The 18892-nt window shown below is 47.0% G+C and carries 15 protein-coding genes; 2 read left to right on the top strand and 13 right to left on the bottom strand.

Annotated elements, in window-relative coordinates; all coding sequences use genetic code 11:
* Window positions 1-23: 23 nt before the first annotated feature.
* On the top strand, window positions 24-2585 hold the full coding sequence (gene mutS / locus AOT11_RS09655) for a DNA mismatch repair protein MutS (protein WP_026050395.1): 2562 nt from the start codon (window positions 24-26) through the stop codon (window positions 2583-2585).
* A gap of 75 nt (window positions 2586-2660) precedes the next feature.
* On the opposite strand, the gene rpoS is transcribed toward mutS, so the two are convergent.
* The 8 genes from rpoS to ftsB form a co-directional block, all read right to left on the bottom strand.
* The gene (rpoS, locus tag AOT11_RS09650; protein WP_017420278.1) at window positions 2661-3653 is read right to left on the bottom strand and encodes an RNA polymerase sigma factor RpoS; all 993 of its coding nucleotides are present in this window, start codon (window positions 3651-3653) and stop codon (window positions 2661-2663) included.
* A gap of 80 nt (window positions 3654-3733) precedes the next feature.
* On the bottom strand, window positions 3734-4630 hold the full coding sequence (locus tag AOT11_RS09645) for a peptidoglycan DD-metalloendopeptidase family protein (RefSeq protein ID WP_049797988.1): 897 nt from the start codon (window positions 4628-4630) through the stop codon (window positions 3734-3736).
* Window positions 4631-4673: 43 nt separating this feature from the next.
* Window positions 4674-5300, bottom strand: coding sequence for a protein-L-isoaspartate(D-aspartate) O-methyltransferase (locus AOT11_RS09640; RefSeq protein WP_017420276.1), 627 nt, complete (start codon window positions 5298-5300; stop codon window positions 4674-4676).
* Between the two features lie 2 nt (window positions 5301-5302).
* A complete protein-coding gene (gene surE / locus AOT11_RS09635) occupies window positions 5303-6070 on the bottom strand; it encodes a 5'/3'-nucleotidase SurE (protein WP_017420275.1) in 768 nt (255 codons plus the stop codon).
* Window positions 6071-6075: 5 nt separating this feature from the next.
* Window positions 6076-7119 carry a tRNA pseudouridine(13) synthase TruD gene (gene truD, locus AOT11_RS09630; protein WP_026050393.1) on the bottom strand — a complete coding sequence of 348 codons (1044 nt, stop codon included), beginning with the start codon at window positions 7117-7119 and terminating at the stop codon, window positions 6076-6078.
* A 35-nt stretch (window positions 7120-7154) separates the two neighbouring features.
* Window positions 7155-7631 carry a 2-C-methyl-D-erythritol 2,4-cyclodiphosphate synthase gene (ispF, locus tag AOT11_RS09625; RefSeq protein WP_017420273.1) on the bottom strand — a complete coding sequence of 159 codons (477 nt, stop codon included), beginning with the start codon at window positions 7629-7631 and terminating at the stop codon, window positions 7155-7157.
* Window positions 7628-8341: a 2-C-methyl-D-erythritol 4-phosphate cytidylyltransferase gene (gene ispD / locus AOT11_RS09620; protein WP_017420272.1), complete on the bottom strand. Its 714-nt coding sequence runs from the start codon at window positions 8339-8341 to the stop codon at window positions 7628-7630. Before ispD ends, ispF begins: the two co-directional genes overlap by 4 nt.
* A complete protein-coding gene (ftsB, locus tag AOT11_RS09615) occupies window positions 8341-8622 on the bottom strand; it encodes a cell division protein FtsB (RefSeq protein WP_017420271.1) in 282 nt (93 codons plus the stop codon). The genes ispD and ftsB overlap by 1 nt, the downstream gene beginning before the upstream one ends.
* Window positions 8623-9329: 707 nt before the next feature.
* Here ftsB and AOT11_RS09610 point away from each other — a divergent pair.
* Entirely contained in the window at window positions 9330-10667 is a 1338-nt protein-coding gene (locus AOT11_RS09610) for an IS4-like element ISVvu3 family transposase (protein ID WP_011149570.1), read from the top strand.
* A gap of 273 nt (window positions 10668-10940) precedes the next feature.
* Here the strand turns inward: AOT11_RS09610 and eno are convergent, their stop codons facing one another.
* From eno to rlmD, 5 genes are all read right to left on the bottom strand, one after another.
* Entirely contained in the window at window positions 10941-12242 is a 1302-nt protein-coding gene (gene eno / locus AOT11_RS09605) for a phosphopyruvate hydratase (protein WP_026050348.1), read from the bottom strand.
* 77 nt (window positions 12243-12319) lie between these two features.
* Window positions 12320-13957, bottom strand: coding sequence for a CTP synthase (locus AOT11_RS09600; RefSeq protein WP_017422607.1), 1638 nt, complete (start codon window positions 13955-13957; stop codon window positions 12320-12322).
* Window positions 13958-14148: 191 nt separating this feature from the next.
* A complete protein-coding gene (gene mazG / locus AOT11_RS09595; RefSeq protein ID WP_017422608.1) occupies window positions 14149-14958 on the bottom strand; it encodes a nucleoside triphosphate pyrophosphohydrolase in 810 nt (269 codons plus the stop codon).
* 203 nt (window positions 14959-15161) lie between these two features.
* Window positions 15162-17387, bottom strand: coding sequence for a GTP diphosphokinase (relA, locus tag AOT11_RS09590; RefSeq protein ID WP_017422609.1), 2226 nt, complete (start codon window positions 17385-17387; stop codon window positions 15162-15164).
* A gap of 95 nt (window positions 17388-17482) precedes the next feature.
* Window positions 17483-18799 (bottom strand): 23S rRNA (uracil(1939)-C(5))-methyltransferase RlmD, encoded by a 1317-nt coding sequence (rlmD, locus tag AOT11_RS09585; protein ID WP_026050349.1) that lies wholly within the window; start codon window positions 18797-18799, stop codon window positions 17483-17485.
* Window positions 18800-18892 lie beyond the last annotated feature (93 nt).

Below are 18892 nucleotides of genomic sequence, written 5' to 3'. Positions count from 1 at the left end.
AGTCCAAACTAAAGATAAAAACCGTGAAAGCTGAACAACAACATACCCCAATGATGCAGCAATACCTCAGATTGAAGGCAGAAAATCCCGATATTTTGCTGTTTTATCGCATGGGCGACTTCTACGAACTTTTTTACGACGATGCAAAGAAGGCGTCGCAGTTGCTGGATATTTCTCTCACCAAGCGCGGCGCTTCGGCAGGTGAACCCATTCCTATGGCTGGTGTGCCATTTCATGCCGTTGAAGGGTATTTAGCGAAATTGGTTCAGCTTGGGGAATCCGTCGCGATCTGCGAGCAAGTTGGTGATCCTGCCACCAGTAAAGGCCCCGTAGAGCGCAAAGTCGTTCGTATTGTCACGCCGGGTACAGTAACAGATGAAGCTTTACTGTCTGAACGTTTGGATAACTTAATTGCCGCGATTTATCACCACAATGGCAAATTCGGCTACGCCACCTTGGATGTCACCTCTGGTCGTTTCCAATTGGTTGAACCTCAGTCAGAAGAGGCAATGGCTGCTGAGCTACAACGCACCTCTCCGCGTGAGTTACTCTTCCCTGAAGATTTTGAGCCCGTTCATTTGATGACAGGCCGTAACGGCAACCGTCGTCGTCCAGTTTGGGAGTTCGAACTTGAAACGGCCAAACAACAGCTCAACCAGCAATTTGGCACCAAAGACTTGGTCGGCTTTGGCATAGAAAATGCGATGTTAGGGTTGTGCGCCGCAGGTTGCTTGATTCAGTATGTCAAAGATACTCAACGTACAGCACTTCCTCATATCCGCGCGCTTACTTATGATCGCCAAGATGACTCGGTTATCCTTGATGCCGCGACCAGACGCAATCTCGAATTGACTCAAAACCTCGCTGGCGGAAGTGACAACACGCTTGCTGCGGTTTTAGATCGTTGCGCGACGCCAATGGGAAGCCGGATGCTAAAACGCTGGATCCATCAACCAATGCGCTGTATTACCACGCGAGAGCATCGCCTAGACGCCATCGCCGAATTGAAAGAACAAGCTCTATTTAGCGATATTCATCCCGTGGTGAAACAAATCGGCGATATTGAACGTATTTTGGCTCGCTTAGCACTCCGCTCCGCACGTCCACGCGATCTCGCTCGATTACGTCATGCGATGCAACAACTACCCGAATTAGCTCAAGCGCTGTCTTCACTGGGTAATAGCCATCTCAAATCACTGGCCACGGCAGCCGCTCCAATGGATGATGTGTGTGAGTTGCTCGAGCGTGCCATTAAAGAAAACCCGCCAGTAGTGATTCGCGATGGAGGTGTCATTGCCGAAGGGTACAGCGCAGATTTGGATGAATGGCGCGATCTTGCAGACGGTGCCACTGGCTACTTGGAAAAACTCGAAGAGGAAGAGCGAGATCGCCACGGCATCGATACGCTTAAAGTGGGATACAACAATGTCCACGGTTTCTACATCCAAGTAAGCCGCGGCCAAAGCCATTTGGTTCCACCACACTATGTTCGCCGTCAAACGCTGAAAAACGCTGAACGTTACATCATTCCTGAACTGAAAGAGCACGAAGATAAAGTTCTCAACTCAAAATCCAAAGCGTTAGCCATTGAAAAGCAACTGTGGGAAGAGCTCTTTGATCTGTTGCTACCTCACCTAGCCCGTTTGCAAGAGTTGGCAGCAGCGGTTGCACAATTGGATGTATTGCAGAATTTGGCGGAGCGTGCTGATACGCTTGATTATTGTCGACCAAATTTAACCAAAGATCCCGTCGTTCACATTACCGCGGGTCGTCATCCTGTGGTGGAACAAGTCACTTCCGATCCCTTTATTGCCAACCCAATAGAACTGAACAGCCAACGGAAAATGTTGATCATCACTGGTCCTAACATGGGGGGTAAATCCACTTACATGCGCCAAACCGCATTGATTGCTTTAATGGCGCACATTGGTTCTTACGTTCCTGCCGAATCTGCCACCATTGGCTCAATTGATCGCATATTTACTCGAATTGGCGCATCGGATGATCTCGCGTCAGGACGTTCAACCTTCATGGTAGAAATGACAGAAACAGCTAATATCTTGCACAACGCGACAGCAAATAGCTTAGTTTTGATGGATGAAATTGGACGTGGTACCAGTACCTATGATGGCCTTTCTCTAGCGTGGGCAAGCGCACACTGGCTTGCGACTCAGATTGGCGCGATGACGTTATTTGCGACGCATTACTTTGAGCTGACAGAACTGCCTAATCAACTTCCTCACTTGGCCAACGTGCATCTTGATGCGGTTGAGCATGGTGACAGCATCGCCTTTATGCACGCCGTACAAGAGGGGGCGGCAAGCAAATCCTACGGTTTGGCGGTTGCGGGGTTGGCGGGTGTTCCAAAAACGGTGATTAAAAACGCCCGTCAAAAGTTGTCTCAACTTGAGCTGCTCAGCGCAGAGGGTTCTCAGCCAAAAGCAAGAACGGTGGATATCGCTAACCAATTGAGCCTCATTCCAGAGCCAAGTGAAGTAGAACAAACTTTGGCCAGCATCGATCCAGATGATCTGACCCCACGCCAAGCGTTAGAAGCGCTATATCGTTTAAAGAAAATGCTCTAACATTTTAAAACGAACATCACTAAAATGACAAAAGGCTATGAATCCATAGCCTTTTTTCTATTGGAGAATGCAAACTCAATCCATATCGATATCAAACAAGTTTTCCATATTCAGACCTTGTTTGATCAGAACTTCACGGAGGCGACGTAACCCTTCAACCTGAATCTGGCGCACTCGCTCACGAGTTAAACCAATCTCTTGTCCAACCTCTTCCAGTGTTGAAGGCTCATAGCCCAACAAACCAAAGCGACGTGCCAACACTTCTTTTTGTTTTGGATTGAGCTCTTCCAACCAATGAATCAAGGAAACACGCATGTCTTCATCTTGCGTTGAAACCTCTGGGTCAGAGTTGTTTGCATCAGGAATAATATCTAATAACGCCTTCTCTCCATCTCCACCAATCGGCGTATCAACAGAACTAATACGCTCGTTCAAACGCAGCATTTTGCTCACATCGTCAACCGGAATATCCAGTTGCGCAGCGATCTCTTCAGCGGTTGGCTCATGATCGAGTTTTTGAGAAAGCTCACGCGCCGTACGCAGATAAATGTTCAGCTCTTTAACAACATGGATAGGTAAACGGATGGTTCGAGTCTGATTCATTAAAGCGCGTTCGATGGTTTGGCGAATCCACCATGTTGCGTAAGTCGAGAAGCGGAAACCACGCTCTGGATCGAATTTCTCTACCGCACGGATCAAACCAAGGTTACCCTCTTCAATCAAATCAAGCAGTGCAAGACCGCGATTACTGTAACGGCGGGAAATCTTAACCACTAGACGTAAGTTACTTTCAATCATACGTTTACGCGCGGCTTCATCGCCTCGTAATGCACGTCGAGCATAAAGCACTTCTTCTTCTGCGGTTAATAGTGGAGAAAAGCCAATTTCTCCTAGATAGAGCTGTGTCGCGTCTAAGCTCTTGTTGCTGGCGTCAAACTCCTCGCGAAGTGTGACTTTTTCTTCGGTAAGATCTTCTTTTTCATTCATCTCGATATCGTCGTTAAAATCATCATCCATCTGATTAACATCGAGATCTTTAACTTTGGTGACTGTGTTGCTGATACTCATAACGCCTCCCCATGGCGAGTTAGCAAGACATTACAACTTTAAATGTCGCTAGTTGTGTCGCAAGTTGTTTCAAAGTTGATTTACGGTAAATAGCGCTTTGGATTCACTGATTTACCTTGGTAACGAATTTCGAAGTGCAGCATCACTGTTTTGGCTCCAGAACTGCCCATTGTGGCGATTTGTTGCCCAGCTTTAACACTTTGCCCTTCCGATACCAACAACCGATCGTTATGCGCATACGCACTGAGGTAATTATCGTTATGTTTAACAATGACTAAATTGCCATAACCTCTTAGCGCGTTACCCGAATAAACCACGGTACCTCCTGCCGTTGAAACGATAGGCTGACCTCGCTGTCCTGCGATATCAATGCCTTTATTTCCTTGTTCTCCTGCAGAGAAGTTTTTAATTACTCTCCCTTTTGTTGGCCACTGCCACTTGGCTATTTTTTGGTTATTTGCCGGTGGTGGTGAAGTGGTGGTTTTAACATTTCCTTTACCTTTTGAACCAACATACTCCTTTGGTTTGGATTGATCAACACCCTTAACTGGATCTTTTTTAACCACTTGAGGCGCAGGTTTTGCGGGCTTCTGAGTAGAGTTATTACTCGATTCTTTTGGTGTTGTCGGTGTAGGTTTGGGAGCCACCACCGCAACCGTTGACGCAGCAACCACAGTTGTAGCAGGGGTTTCTACCGTTTGGCCATATTTTGGTGCGACATAAGCAGGTGCCCACAACTTGAGTTTCTGGCCCGGATAAATCGTGTAAGGCTCTGTCAAATTATTGAAACGGATTAACTCATTTACATCTTTATCTGTGACGTAGGATATAAAATACAGCGTATCGCCCTTTTCAACCTCGTAATAACTGCCGCGATAGCTACCACGATCAACCGTGTTATAGTCTTTACTCAATCCCGTGACCGGCGCAGGAGTATGCGCAGCACAGCCTACCAGTAAAGCTGTACTGAGAATCATTGAACCACGTAAATAAAGACGCTTACTCACACCTAATCTCAAATTATGCCAAGTCTCCGGCGATCAGCGGCACAAAGTTCACCGCTTCGATCACTTGGGAAACAAACTGATCTTTTTGACGCTCAATCAAGATCAAATGCTGCTCATCCGTACCGACAGGGAGTACCATGCGGCCACCATCATTCAATTGTTGAAGTAACGCCGGTGGAACACTTTCTGCTGCGGCGGTCACAATGATCGCGTCAAAAGGTCCTTTATTTTCCCAGCCAAGCCAGCCGTCGCCATGCTTAGTCGAGACATTGTAGATATCCAACTGTTTTAAGCGACGTTTTGCATCCCACTGTAAAGATTTGATGCGCTCAACAGAATATACATGCTCAACCAGAAGCGCTAATACTGCGGTTTGATAACCCGATCCAGTGCCAATTTCCAATACTTTACTGTCTCTTTTAAGACGCAAAAGTTCCGTCATTTTGGCCACAATGTAGGGCTGAGAGATTGTCTGACCTTGACCAATAGGCAAAGCGTTGTTGTCATAAGCCTGATGCATCATAGCTTGTGCCAAAAAACACTCTCTCGGTACACGAGCGATGGCAGATAAAACTTCGCTATCACGGATGCCATTGACCGCTAAGAAGTGAACCAATCTTTCTGCTTGAGGATTGCTCATGATTACTTTTCCTTTAGCCAAGTATCCATCGCTCGGAGTGATTCATGGGCAGTTAAATCAACTTGCAGTGGTGTAATAGACACATAGCCTTGCTCAATCGCGTGGAAATCGGTTCCCTCTCCCGCATCTTGCTCTTTGCCCGGAGGGCCTAACCAGTAGATTTCATGACCACGGGGATCAAGCTGCTTGATCATATTCTCTGCATGATGGCGTGCGCCTAAACGAGTCACTCGTATCTCTTTGAGCTGCTCGAGCGGCAGATCCGGAATATTGATGTTCAATAAACGATTAGTCGGAATAGGTTTCGCTAAATGTTGCTCAACGATCTGCTTGGCAATGGTTGCTGCGGTTTTAAAGTGGCTTTTACCAACCAGAGAAAAAGCGATCGACTGCACACCAAGAAAATGCCCTTCCATCGCTGCAGCGACCGTGCCCGAATAAAGCACATCATCCCCTAGATTGGCGCCATGATTGATGCCACTTAACACTAAGTCTGGGAGATCATTTTTCAGTAGTTCGTTTAAAGCAAAATGGACACAATCTGTGGGCGTGCCTTGCACTGAATAAACATTTTCTTCAACACAGGTCACTCGCAGTGGCTGTTCCAGCGTTAACGAGTTTGACGCTCCTGAGCGATTGCGATCCGGTGCAACGATGATCACTTCTGCCAATGTGCTTAGTTCGTTAGCTAACGTGCGAATACCTTCAGCAAAAACGCCATCGTCATTACTCAGCAAAATGCGCAGCGGTTTAGTTTGCTTATCTTCCATGATAATTAGAATTCTCTTTCAAACGCGATTTCTTGCACTAGCTCGCGGATAATGGACGTTGCAAAAGAGCCTGCATCGAGCGAGAAAGTCAGGGTGATGCTATTACCATCCACTTGCCAACTGAGATTGGCCGGCTTCAATGCGATCGCTCGACGATCGTGTCTCATGCGATTGCCGCGAATCAGCGCCATAAGATCAGGTTCAGCATCTAAGAACACTTGCTCTAACGCCAACGCTTCATCTTGAGTCGGCAAGGCATTATCGCCAGCCAAAGCACCACTGATCACCAAGTCGCCAGCATCATATTGAGACTGGAGATCCGCATGATTTTCTGCACTCACCAATAGCTGTTCATCCCCCTTAAACAGGATGTCGCCAAGCAAAACCTTATCGAACAGTGATTGCTCAAGTCGCGCCGAGACAATTAAATTGAAGATCCACGAACGCGCAGCAGACAAGTAGAGGCTACGTTGATTTTGATTGCGGCTACGAACATTTTCTCTGCCCCAACGTTTTGCTTCTTGCAGGTTATTGCCATTGTTACCAAAACGCTGATTACCGAAATAATTTGGAACACCGAGTTTTGCGACCGTCTCTAGACGTTTGAGCACATCGTCCACATCTGAGACTTCCGTTAACGTCACGACGAAATCGTTCCCAACAAGATCCCCTGGTCGTAACTTCTTGTTATGACGAGCGGTAGCGAGGATTTCAATCGATGGGTATTGCGCGAGGAAAGCGGAAAAATCCGGCGTTTCCGCTTTAGGCAAATGAACACTAAGCCATTGTTCCGTCACCGCGTGGCGATCTTTCAAGCCAGCCCAACTGACGTCTTTTGATTTCACGCCACATGCTTTCGCCAATTCATTGGCAACAAAGGAGGTGTTCTCGCCAGTTTTTCGGATGCGTACCATCAGGTGCTCACCAGAACCAGTGAACTCAAAACCTAAGTCTTCTCTTACCTGAAAATGTTCTGGTTTTGCTTTGATTTTTGCTTGTGCGGTTGGTTTACCCGCTAAATAGGCCAGAGAAGCCAAAGTGTCTGTCATAGAACTATCCACTGCCAGTTTTGCTAATGCTAATATTATTGCTTAATCAGTAACACAACGGCTTCCGTTGCAATACCTTCTTTGCGTCCTGTAAAACCCAAACGCTCGGTTGTTGTCGCTTTGACATTAATATTACGAATATCGGTTTCCAAGTCGTGAGCGATGGCTTCACGCATGGCATCGATATAAGGGGCCATTTTGGGTGCTTGCGCGATGATGGTCACATCCGCATTCCCCAGTTTGTAGCCTTGTTCTTTGACTCGGCGATAAACGTCTTTCAAGAGCTCTCGACTGTCTGCCCCTTTCCATTTGTCATCCGTATCTGGAAAATGTCGGCCAATATCACCCGCGGCAATCGCCCCCAGCAGAGCATCGCTTAACGCATGTAAAGCAACATCACCATCGGAGTGAGCAATCAGTCCTTGTTCATAAGGAACCGCAACACCACCGATGATAACCGGGCCTTCGCCACCAAATTTGTGTACATCGAAACCATGACCAATTCTCATCATTTTCTATCCTTTTCTCGGCTCAAATAAAATTCCGCTAAAGCGAGATCTTCAGGTTGAGTAACTTTGATGTTACTCGAGCACCCTTGAACTAAAGCTGGCAGCTCTCCTCGCCATTCTAACGCAGAGGCTTCGTCGGTAATCGCCACACCTTGTGCCAACGCATCGCTTAGCGCGTCTGTCAGCACTTCGGTTTTGAACATTTGCGGCGTTAAGGCATGCCAAAGTGCATTGCGATCCACCGTATGGTCGATCATGTGTTGTGCGTTTGCGCGCTTCATCGTGTCACGCACAGGCGTCGCCAAAATCGCCCCCGTCTCATGCGAGGAGCAGCGTTCAATCAAGGCATCAATATCTTGATGAGCAACACAAGGTCTTGCAGCATCATGCACGAGAACCCAATCTGCTTTTTGTTGCTGCTGCGAAAGGAAACGCAATGCCGATAACACCGAATCTGCACGCTCTTTTCCACCAGCAACACGAATGATATCGGGATGTTGCGCAATAGGGAGCTCTGGGTAATAAGGATCGTCTTCACTCACGGCAACGACGACTTGTGTAATGGCCGGGTGAGAGAGCAACCTTTCGATGGTATGTTCTAAAATGGTTTTGCCGTGGATCTGCAAATACTGCTTTGGTCGGTCTGCCTTCATTCGACTGCCGACACCAGCGGCTGGTACAACGGCGACCAATGACGTCATACTACGCGCCATTATGGATTCTCCTCACCGACAATGCGATAGAATGTCTCCCCTTCTTTCAGCATACCCAGCTCGTGACGAGCACGCTCTTCAATGGCATCGAGCCCTTGCTTCAAGTCATCTATCTCTGCGTACATTTCGCTGTTTCTTGCCTGCAACTTGGTGTTCACCAATTGCTGCGCTTCAATATCACTTTCAATCGTGTAGTAATCGGAAACCCCATTTTTACCAAACCACAGGGTGTACTGCAGCCAACCAAACAGTAAGGTTAAAACGAGAATAAACAGTCGCATGGCAATTTACTTATGACTTATTAGAAGGAAAGATTGATCAAGCCCTGTTTATAGCACAATTAGCTCATTGGCTCTAGAGAGGGTTAGACAGAAGCAAGTGAAGAGAATGACATAGCCCTATGCACAGCCACTTTTCTATTGATCGGCGATAGGGAGACTCGCAGAGATATTGGCGATAAAAAAACACCCCGCAAGCGCGGGATGTTTTTAAAGCTTCAATCTAAGCGATTAATTCAATGAAGAATTAAGCTTGGCCTTTCGCTTCTTTAAGACTGTTGAAAGGAGCACGACCAGCTAAAGCTTCCTCGATACGGATTCGTTGGTTGCTTTCTTTTAGGCCTAGCAGCAACACGGTCAGAACGGCTCATCGCTCTTTAACTCTATTCTCTAAAAACAAAACCCCCGCCGTAGCGAGGGTTTTACAGTTAGATAACCAACGTTAATTCTGTTGAGAATTAAGCTTGGCCTTTCACTTCTTTAAGACCGTTGAAAGGAGCACGACCAGCTAGAGCTTCCTCGATACGGATTAGTTGGTTGCTTTCTTTTAGGCATAGCAGCAACACGGTCAGAACGGCTCATCGCTCTTTAACTCTATTCTCTAAAAACAAAACCCCCGCCGTAGCGCAATGTAGATCAGATAAGGATCGGTTGACCGATCCTTCTGATGAGAGACAATCGGAAACCTGTTTATAGGTTTCCGATTTTTTATGTCTATCCAAAACTATTTTGCTGACTTTCTTGAAGAGAGTCCTGTTGATGTCGCTCAGCTAACCACCTTCTCCGAGCATATTCCTGATGAGTGGGTTGCTAAAGCGGCAACACTTTCCGATAAAGCGACAATTCGTCGACGTCGTTTACCTAGTGATATGGTTCTTTGGCTTATTGTTGGAATGGCGTTTTTCCGCAATGAGTCTATTGCAGAAGTCGCACGGCGAATGAATGTCTGTGCCGAGGGCTTAGCCGATGAGGAACTGCTAGCTAAAAGTGCTTTAACGCAAGCAAGGCAACGCCTTGGTAAAGCTGCTCCAGAATGGTTGTTTAGACAATGCAGTCACACATGGGGTCTAGAGCGTTACCCCGAGGATACTTGGCAAGGCTTACAAGTCTTCGCTATTGATGGGGCTCTTTTTCGAACCGCTGATACATCAGAACTAAGAGAACATTTTGGGTCAGGTAATACATCCAGCGAGAGGCAGACACCTCATCCAGTACTTAGGGTGGTGACCATGATGAATGTTCGCTCACATGTCATTGTAGACGCAGCTATAAGCCCCTATCGTCGTGGTGAAATACCGCTTGCAATGCCCTTTATTGACTCTCTACCTGATAACTCAGTGACTTTACTAGATAAGGGGTTTTATGGCGCAGACTTACTTCTTTCTCTCCAAAATAGTGGCTCCAACAGGCATTGGTTGTTACCAGCGAAGAAAGGGGTGAAATTCAGACTTCTGGACGATGAAGAGAGCGACGACATGTTGGTAGAAATGAAAGTCTCTCCACAGGCTCGCAAGAAAAATCCTAACCTACCTGAAAAATGGCAAGTCAGAGCCGTTACTTATCAAGTACAAGGTAAGCACAAAACAGTGTTTACGTCTTTGCCTAGGGAAGAGTACGATGCGGAATCAGTAGCCGAGCTTTACCATGAGAGATGGGAAATTGAGTTAGGGTACAGAGACATAAAAAGTTCGATGCAGCACAACGCGTTAGTGCTGAGGAGTAAGACGGTCGAGCTTGTCTATCAAGAGTTATGGGGGCTGTTGCTTGGTTATAACTTGGTAAGACGAGAAGCCAGTCAAGCGGCCGTAGCACATGGTCGAATGGCCAATGAAATCAGTTTTAAATACGCTTGTCAGTTCATCGCTAGTCAACTGAAAGTAATGAGCAAAGCGGTATCTCCAGGTAATACACCGAAGCGTCTAAAAAGTCTGCGCGGAGACTTATCCATCCTTTTTATAGACAAACGCCCTAAGCCAAATCGGCCTAGGGCGGTAAAAATATCAAAGACCCGATATCCTGTTAATCGCAAGGCAGCTCCTCTTAAGTGAACTACATTGCCGCCGTAGCGAGGGTTTTACAGTTAGATAACCAACGTTAATTCTGTTGCGAATTAAGCTTGACCTTTAACTTCTTTAAGACCGTTGAAAGGAGCACGACCAGCTAGAGCTTCCTCGATACGGATTCGTTGGTTGCTTTCTTTTAGGCATAGCAGCAACACGGTCAGAACGGCTCATCGCTCTTTAACTCTATTCTCTAAAAACAAAACCCCCGCCGTAGCGAGGGTTTTACAGTTAGATAACCAACGTTAATTCTGTTGCGAATTAAGCTTGGCCTTTCACTTCTTTAAGACCGTTGAAAGGAGCACGACCAGCTAGAGCTTCCTCGATACGGATTAGTTGGTTGTACTTAGCAACACGGTCAGAACGGCTCATAGAACCAGTCTTGATTTGACCTGCTGCAGTACCTACCGCTAGGTCAGCGATAGTTGCATCTTCAGTTTCGCCAGAACGGTGAGAGATTACTGCTGTGTAACCTGCGTCTTTAGCCATCTTGATTGCAGCTAGAGTCTCAGTTAGAGAACCGATTTGGTTGAACTTGATTAGGATAGAGTTAGCGATGCCTTTCTCGATACCTTCAGCTAGGATCTTAGTGTTTGTAACGAATAGATCGTCACCAACTAGTTGGATCTTGTCGCCTAGAAGTTGAGTTTGGTGTGCGAAACCAGTCCAATCAGACTCGTCTAGACCATCTTCGATAGATACGATTGGGAATTGCTCAACTAGACCAGCTAGGTAGTGGTTGAACTCTTCAGAAGTGAACGTTTTGCCTTCACCTTTCAAATTGTAGATACCAGCTTCTTTGTCGAAGAACTCAGATGCTGCACAGTCCATAGCTAGAGTAACGTCTTTACCTAGTACGTAACCTGCTGCTGCAACTGCTTCTGCGATAACTTCTAGCGCTTCAGCGTTAGACTTAAGGTTAGGAGCGAAACCACCTTCGTCACCAACTGCAGTGTTGTAACCTTTAGACTTAAGAACTTTAGCTAGGTTGTGGAATACTTCCGCACCCATGCGAACTGCTTCTTTCAGAGTTTTTGCGCCAACTGGTTGGATCATGAACTCTTGGATGTCAACGTTGTTGTCTGCGTGCTCACCACCGTTGATGATGTTCATCATTGGTAGAGGCATAGAGAACTGACCAGCAGTACCGTTTAGCTCAGCGATGTGCTCGTATAGAGGCATGCCTTTAGAAGCAGCAGCAGCTTTAGCGTTAGCTAGAGAAACAGCTAGGATAGCGTTCGCACCAAACTTAGATTTGTTTTCAGTGCCGTCTAGCTCGATCATGATAGCGTCGATTGCTGCTTGATCTTTCGCATCTTTACCAACTAGAGCGTCAGCGATTGCACCGTTTACCGCTTCAATAGCTTTAAGAACACCTTTACCTAGGAAACGTGCTTTGTCACCGTCACGTAGCTCAAGCGCTTCGCGAGAACCAGTAGATGCGCCAGATGGAGCTGCTGCCATACCTACGAAACCGCCTTCTAGGTGTACTTCAGCTTCAACAGTTGGGTTACCACGTGAGTCGATGATTTCACGACCTAGAACTTTAACGATCTTAGACATTAATGTTTCCTCTCGTTCAAATATAAATGTCAAATTTAAAGGGCGGCAGCACAACCTTTGCAACCGCCCGTATCCTTTTACTTCAGTTCGCCGCGCGCGTTTTCACCCGCTGCTTTAATAAAGCCAGAGAACAGTGGGTGACCGTCACGTGGCGTAGAAGTGAACTCTGGGTGGAACTGAGCTGCCACAAACCATGGGTGGTTCGGGTTTTCGATCATCTCAACCAGTTTCTTGTCCGCAGACAGACCTGATACTTTTAGGCCTGCTTTTTCAATTTGTGGACGAAGATTGTTGTTCACTTCGTAACGGTGGCGGTGACGTTCATGAATCGTATCGCTACCGTATAGCTCACGAGCTTTAGTGCCTTTCGCTAGGTGACAGAGTTGCGAACCTAGACGCATAGTACCACCAAGATTCGATGATTCAGTACGTTCTTCAACGTTACCTTCACTATCCACCCATTCAGTGATCAAACCTACCACAGGGTACTTGGTGTCTTTGTTAAATTCTGTTGAATGTGCACCTTCCATACCCGCAACGTTGCGCGCGTATTCAATCAGTGCCACTTGCATACCTAAGCAAATACCTAGGTAAGGAACTTTGTTCTCACGAGCGTATTTCGCCGCAAGAATCTTGCCTTCGATACCACGGTCGCCAAAGCCACCAGGTACAAGGATTGCGTCAAGCCCTTGAAGAACTTCAACGCCTTTGGTTTCTACGTCCTGAGAGTCTACATATTTAATGTTAACGCTCAAGCGATTTTTCAAACCTGCATGTTTAAGCGCTTCGTTTACCGATTTATACGCATCTGGTAGTTCGATGTATTTACCCACCATACCGATAGTAACTTCACCAGTTGGGTTCGCTTCTTCGTAAATCACCTGTTCCCATTCAGACAGGTCCGCTTCAGGAGCAGAAATGCCGAAACGCGCACAAACGAGATCATCAAGACCTTGAGATTTGATCAGTTGAGGGATCTTGTAGATAGAGTCTACGTCCTTCATTGAGATTACCGCTTTCTCAGGAACGTTACAGAACAGCGCAATCTTCTTACGCTCGTTCGCTGGGATCATGCGATCTGAGCGGCAAACTAGGATATCTGGTTGGATACCGATTGATAGCAGCTCTTTAACAGAGTGCTGAGTCGGTTTTGTTTTCACTTCGCCTGCAGCTGCAAGGTAAGGAACGAGTGTTAGGTGCATGAACATAGCGCGTTCACGGCCGATTTCAACGGCTAGCTGACGAATCGCTTCCATAAATGGTAGAGATTCGATATCACCAACAGTACCACCGACTTCAACGATCGCAACGTCGTGGCCTTGAGAACCATTGATCACGCGGTCTTTGATATCGTTTGTGATATGAGGGATAACTTGGATAGTTGCACCTAGGTAGTCACCGCGACGCTCTTTCGCGAGAACGTCTGAGTAAACACGACCTGCAGTGAAGTTGTTGCGCTTAGTCATCTTAGTGCGGATGAAACGCTCGTAGTGACCAAGGTCTAGGTCTGTTTCGGCGCCATCTTCTGTAACGAACACTTCACCATGTTGAGTTGGGCTCATTGTGCCTGGATCAACGTTGATGTAAGGGTCAAGCTTCATCATAGTCACTTTAAGACCACGAGCTTCTAAAATCGCTGCAAGAGATGCTGCTGCAATACCTTTACCTAGAGAGGATACAACCCCGCCAGTAACAAAAATGTAATTTGTCGTCATGTTTAACCTGAAATTGGTTGAATGAGGGAAACGGATTTCTTCTGGACGGGACGAAAATATACCAGAAGACCCTAACCGCCACAACGTGAAATCTATCACACGCCAATTTTTTATTTTTTGCTTCAAATCAAAGTGGATAAACACCAATCGAGTTGAATAAAAAATAGTTGAGTCAAATGTGTCTCAAATTTCTACTCAGCCGCTTGACCGCGTTCCGCGCGTTTCACTTGCTCCCAAATGGCATCCAACTCTGCTAAATCACACTCTTCAAGCTTCTTACCCTTAGCGTGCACACCTTGCTCTACTTGTTTGAATCGATTAGAAAACTTGAGATTTGCCTTACTCAATGCGGCTTCTGGATTAACCTGTAAATGGCGCGCTAAGTTGACGGTGGCGAACAGCAGATCCCCCAGCTCAAGCTCCACTTTTTCCTCATCGACATCGACTTGAAGCGCCTCTTCCACCACTTCATCAATTTCTTCTTTGACTTTGTCGACCACAGGCCCAAGTGAATCCCAATCAAAACCATAATGGGCGCATTTTTTCTGGATCTTTGTAGCACGCATTAATGCAGGTAGAGAGTTTGGTATTGAGTCTAGAATACTTTGCTCATTTTTGCCTATTTGCGCTTTCTCTTTGGCCTTTTCCGCTTCCCAATTGGCATTTATTTCTGCTTCTGTCTCAAATTCGACTTGGCCGAACACATGGGGATGACGGCGGGTAAGTTTTTCGTTCACGGTTTCTACCACGGCGGAAAAATCAAACAACCCCTGCTCTTTTGCTAACTGGCTGTAGAAAATCACCTGGAACAACAGATCGCCCAACTCTTCCTGCAAATTAGGCCAATCGCGATTATGAATCGCATCCACCACTTCGTACGTTTCTTCGATAGTGTGAGGAACAATGGTGTCGAAGCTCTGCTTTAAATCCCAAGGACAACCACTTTTCGGGTCGCGTAGCTTCGCCATGATTTGCTCTAATTGTTCAATTGGATGACTCATTTTCTGTTCCTTAACCCTTTCTATCTAAAGAAAAAGGTGAGTAGTCAAAACCACTCACCTTTATTATATGTTGATCAATTCTCTAAATAATTGAAGCTGTAGCTAGGCGACAAGCGAGCGAGACTCCTGAGCATAGCTTGCCTATGTGATGGAGCGAGTGAGCGCAGGCAACAACGCTATCAGCTTCAAGTATGACGAGAATTTTAGCCTAGGCGTTTCACCGACATCACATCCTTGATCTGCTCAACACGCTTCATGATGCGAGTCAGCACCTCGATGTTGGTCACTTCGAGTTCGAAATCCATCACATTGAGATGGGTGCGGTAATCAAGCCTACTCTTCATGCTGATGACTTTGATTTTCTCATTCGCCAACATGGTGGTGATGTCTTTTAGCAAACCACTTCGCTCCATCGCCTCAACGCGCACGGTCAGCATGTAAGAGCCCACAACATCACTTCCCCAAACAGTATCTATGATACGTTCTGGGGCGTGGTGGCGCAGTTCTTCAAGCTGTTCACAGTCGGCTCGGTGTACTGAAATGCCACGACCTTGCGTAATGTAACCACAGATCTCATCACCCGGTATTGGTTGACAGCAGCGGGCTAAGTGAGACATCAGGTTATCAACCCCTTGCACAACCACGGCATCTTTGCGTGGACGTGTTGGGCTAACTGCGGCTTTATTGCCCGCTTCTTGCAGTCTTTCGAGCGCTTGACGATCTTCTTCTTCTGCCGTTGGTTTGTTCACCAGGGCATTAATGTGATTCAAGATTTGGTTAATACGCAAATCACCACTGCCGACCCCCACGTACAACTCATCGGCTGACTTCACGTTAAAACGTTTGACGGCGTATTGCTCTGCGTCTTTTAACGTTGCACCAATTTTCGCCAGTTCGTTTTCAAGGATCTCACGGCCAGCTTCGAGGTTTTTCTCACGGCTTTGTTTGCGGAACCAAGCGTTGATTTTCGCCCGAGCACGGCCTGAAGTCACAAACCCCAATGAGGGGTTTAACCAATCGCGGGACGGGTTCGGCTCTTTCTGGGTGATGATTTCAACTTGATCGCCCATGTTGAGTTTGTGGGTGAATGGGACGATGCGCCCTGCCACCTTGGCGCCGATACAGCGATGACCCACCTCTGAGTGAATATGGTAGGCAAAATCGAGTGGCGTTGCGCCCATTGGCAAATCGACGACATCACCACGCGGGGTAAAGGCGTAAACGCGGTCATCAAACACTTGACTGCGCAGCTCGTCGAGCATTTCGCCAGAATCTGACATCTCTTCTTGCCAATCCAACAGTTTACGTAGCCAGGTGATTTTCTCATCGTAACCACTGCGGCCACTGCTGCTGCCTTCTTTGTATTTCCAGTGCGCGGCTACCCCGAGTTCCGAATCTTCATGCATCTGCTTGGTGCGGATTTGAATCTCGATGGTTTTGCCTTCTGGGCCGAGCACCACGGTGTGAATCGACTGATAACCATTCGGTTTTGGGTTGGCGACATAGTCGTCGAACTCACTTGGCAGATGCTTATATTTGGTGTGCACCACACCTAATGCGGCGTAACAATCTTGCAGTTTATCGGCAATAATCCGCACCGCACGCACGTCAAACAGCTCATCAAACTCTAAGCTCTTCTTCTGCATTTTGCGCCAAATACTATAGATATGTTTAGGGCGCCCACTGACTTCGGCGTTAATGCCACACTCTTTCATTTCTTCAGAAAGGTCATCGACAAAGTCTTTGATGTATTGTTCGCGCACAATACGACGCTCAGATAACTGTTTGGCAATTTGCTTGTAGGTATCTGGCTGTTGATAGCGGAAAGCGTAATCTTCAATTTCCCACTTTAACTGACCAATGCCTAAACGGTTGGCCAGCGGCGCATAGATATTAGCACACTCTTTAGCTGCGGCACGGCGCACTTCATCCGGCGCTTTTTTCACTTCAATCAGGTTGCAGATACGCTCAGCCAATTTGATGACCACGCAGCGGAAGTCATCCACCATCGCCAGCAACATACGACGTACATTGTCGACTTGCGCCGAAGCCGCACTGCCTTCAAGAGTGATGTTTAGCTGGCCAATCGCCGCCATTTCATCCACACCATCAATCAGCTTGATGATCTCTTTACTGTAGTGCTCTTCTAATGGCTCGCGTGCAAAAGCACCACTTGAGACTAATGGGAACAGTTGCGCGGCAACCAAGGTGGCCTTATCCATGGATAAGGTGACGAGAATTTCAATCATTTCTCGTCCCCGCCATAACAGAAGTTCGGCGTGTTCATGACCTTGCAGAATGGTCTGACAATGGCGATAGACTTCAATAAGACGCTTGGAGACGCCCGCGTCTTGTTTCAGGCTTGCCACCCAGCTTTCCAGCTCAAACTGTTCGTTTTGATTCAAATGTGCGCTTCTTACCGCAACCATCTTATTATCCTAATATTGCTTTTTCAGTTTCGACTAACAACATCCCAGTTAGTTCGTTTTGTCCCAATCAAACGATGGCTTTCTCACCATATGGTTTACTTTTCAAACAGCGCCATCGATTCAAGGTGACTGGTATAAGGGAACATGTCCAACATACCTAATTTGGTTAAGCGATAACCTTGCTCCAACAGGCTTTGGCTATCCCTTGCAAGGGTAGCAGGATTACACGAAACATAAACCACTCTTTTCGCACCGAGTGCGGAAACCTGCTCGATGATACCACTTGCTCCAGCCCTTGCTGGATCGAGTAAAATCTTATCAAACTTCTCGCTCGCCCAAGGCTGCCCGACAAAATCCTGTTCCAGATTAGCGTGGAAAAATTGCGCGTTATTGATTTGGTTCAAAGACGCGTTGATTGCTGCTTTTTGCACCATTTCATCCACCCCTTCCACTCCGGTCACTGAGTTAGCTTTACTGGCGATCGGCAAGCTAAAATTTCCTAGACCACAGAAGAGATCTAACACACGATCGCTGCTTTGCGGGTCTAACCACTCAAGCGCTTGAACCACCATCTGTTGGTTTACCTTTTGGTTCACCTGAATAAAGTTGTTGGGCTCAAATGGCACTTTAAAGCCAATTTCTTGGTAGTACGGTGCTTCGCCAGAAATACGCTCGAGCTGATCGCTTGCGGGCATAAGGTAAAGCGTGGCTTGATGTTGTTCTGCGCATTGACGCAACTTAGCCAGGTCTTCATCCAACAATGGGCCTGTATGTCGGAGCGTGATGACCGCACCGTTGTCTGCCGCCACCAGTTCAACATGGCCTAAGTGCTCAGGATGATGGAAATCGCTCAAGATCGCTTTAAGCTCTGGCAGCAAGCACTCAAGCTCAGCAACTAATACCGGGCACTGAGTGATATTTTCGATTTGCTTGCTCTGTTTACGGCGAAATCCAAACTGCAACTGACGCGATTTTTTGTCCCACAACAGGCTGACGCGCGCACGACGACGATACGCCTTCTCAAGCCCCGTTACTGGTGGTGATAAAAGGATCTCACTGCCGGAAAATTTCTTCATTAATTGCTGCAGAGTGCGCTGCTTATAAGCCAGTTGGGCTTGGTAATCCATGTGCTGCATGTCGCAACCACCACACTGATTAAAATGAGGACAGAATGGTTCAACACGCTCCGCCGCCGGTTTGAGCAATTTGATCAATTTGCCGCGCGCAAACTTACTCTTGCTCTCCGTAAGCTGTGTCACCACCTCTTCCCCTGGCAAAGTGCCATCAATAAAAAGCGGCTTTTTGTTGAGATAGGCGATCCCGGCCCCTTGATGGTCGAGTTTTTCCACCAACACCTGCTGATGTTTGCTTTCGGGTTGAAGTTTCTTTTTCGGTTGGAAAAAACGTGCCATGCTCAATTACCTGAATGATTTACTCAAATTTGTTTTACCGCTTCACTATTCTGCTGCGCAATCGTTGTGCCGGTGAGCGGTTGTGATTATGCT

It is taken from the genome of Vibrio vulnificus NBRC 15645 = ATCC 27562, from assembly GCF_002224265.1.
GTDB classification, from domain to species: Bacteria; Pseudomonadota; Gammaproteobacteria; order Enterobacterales; family Vibrionaceae; genus Vibrio; species Vibrio vulnificus.
This window is presented reverse-complemented; position numbering and strand designations above follow the sequence as displayed.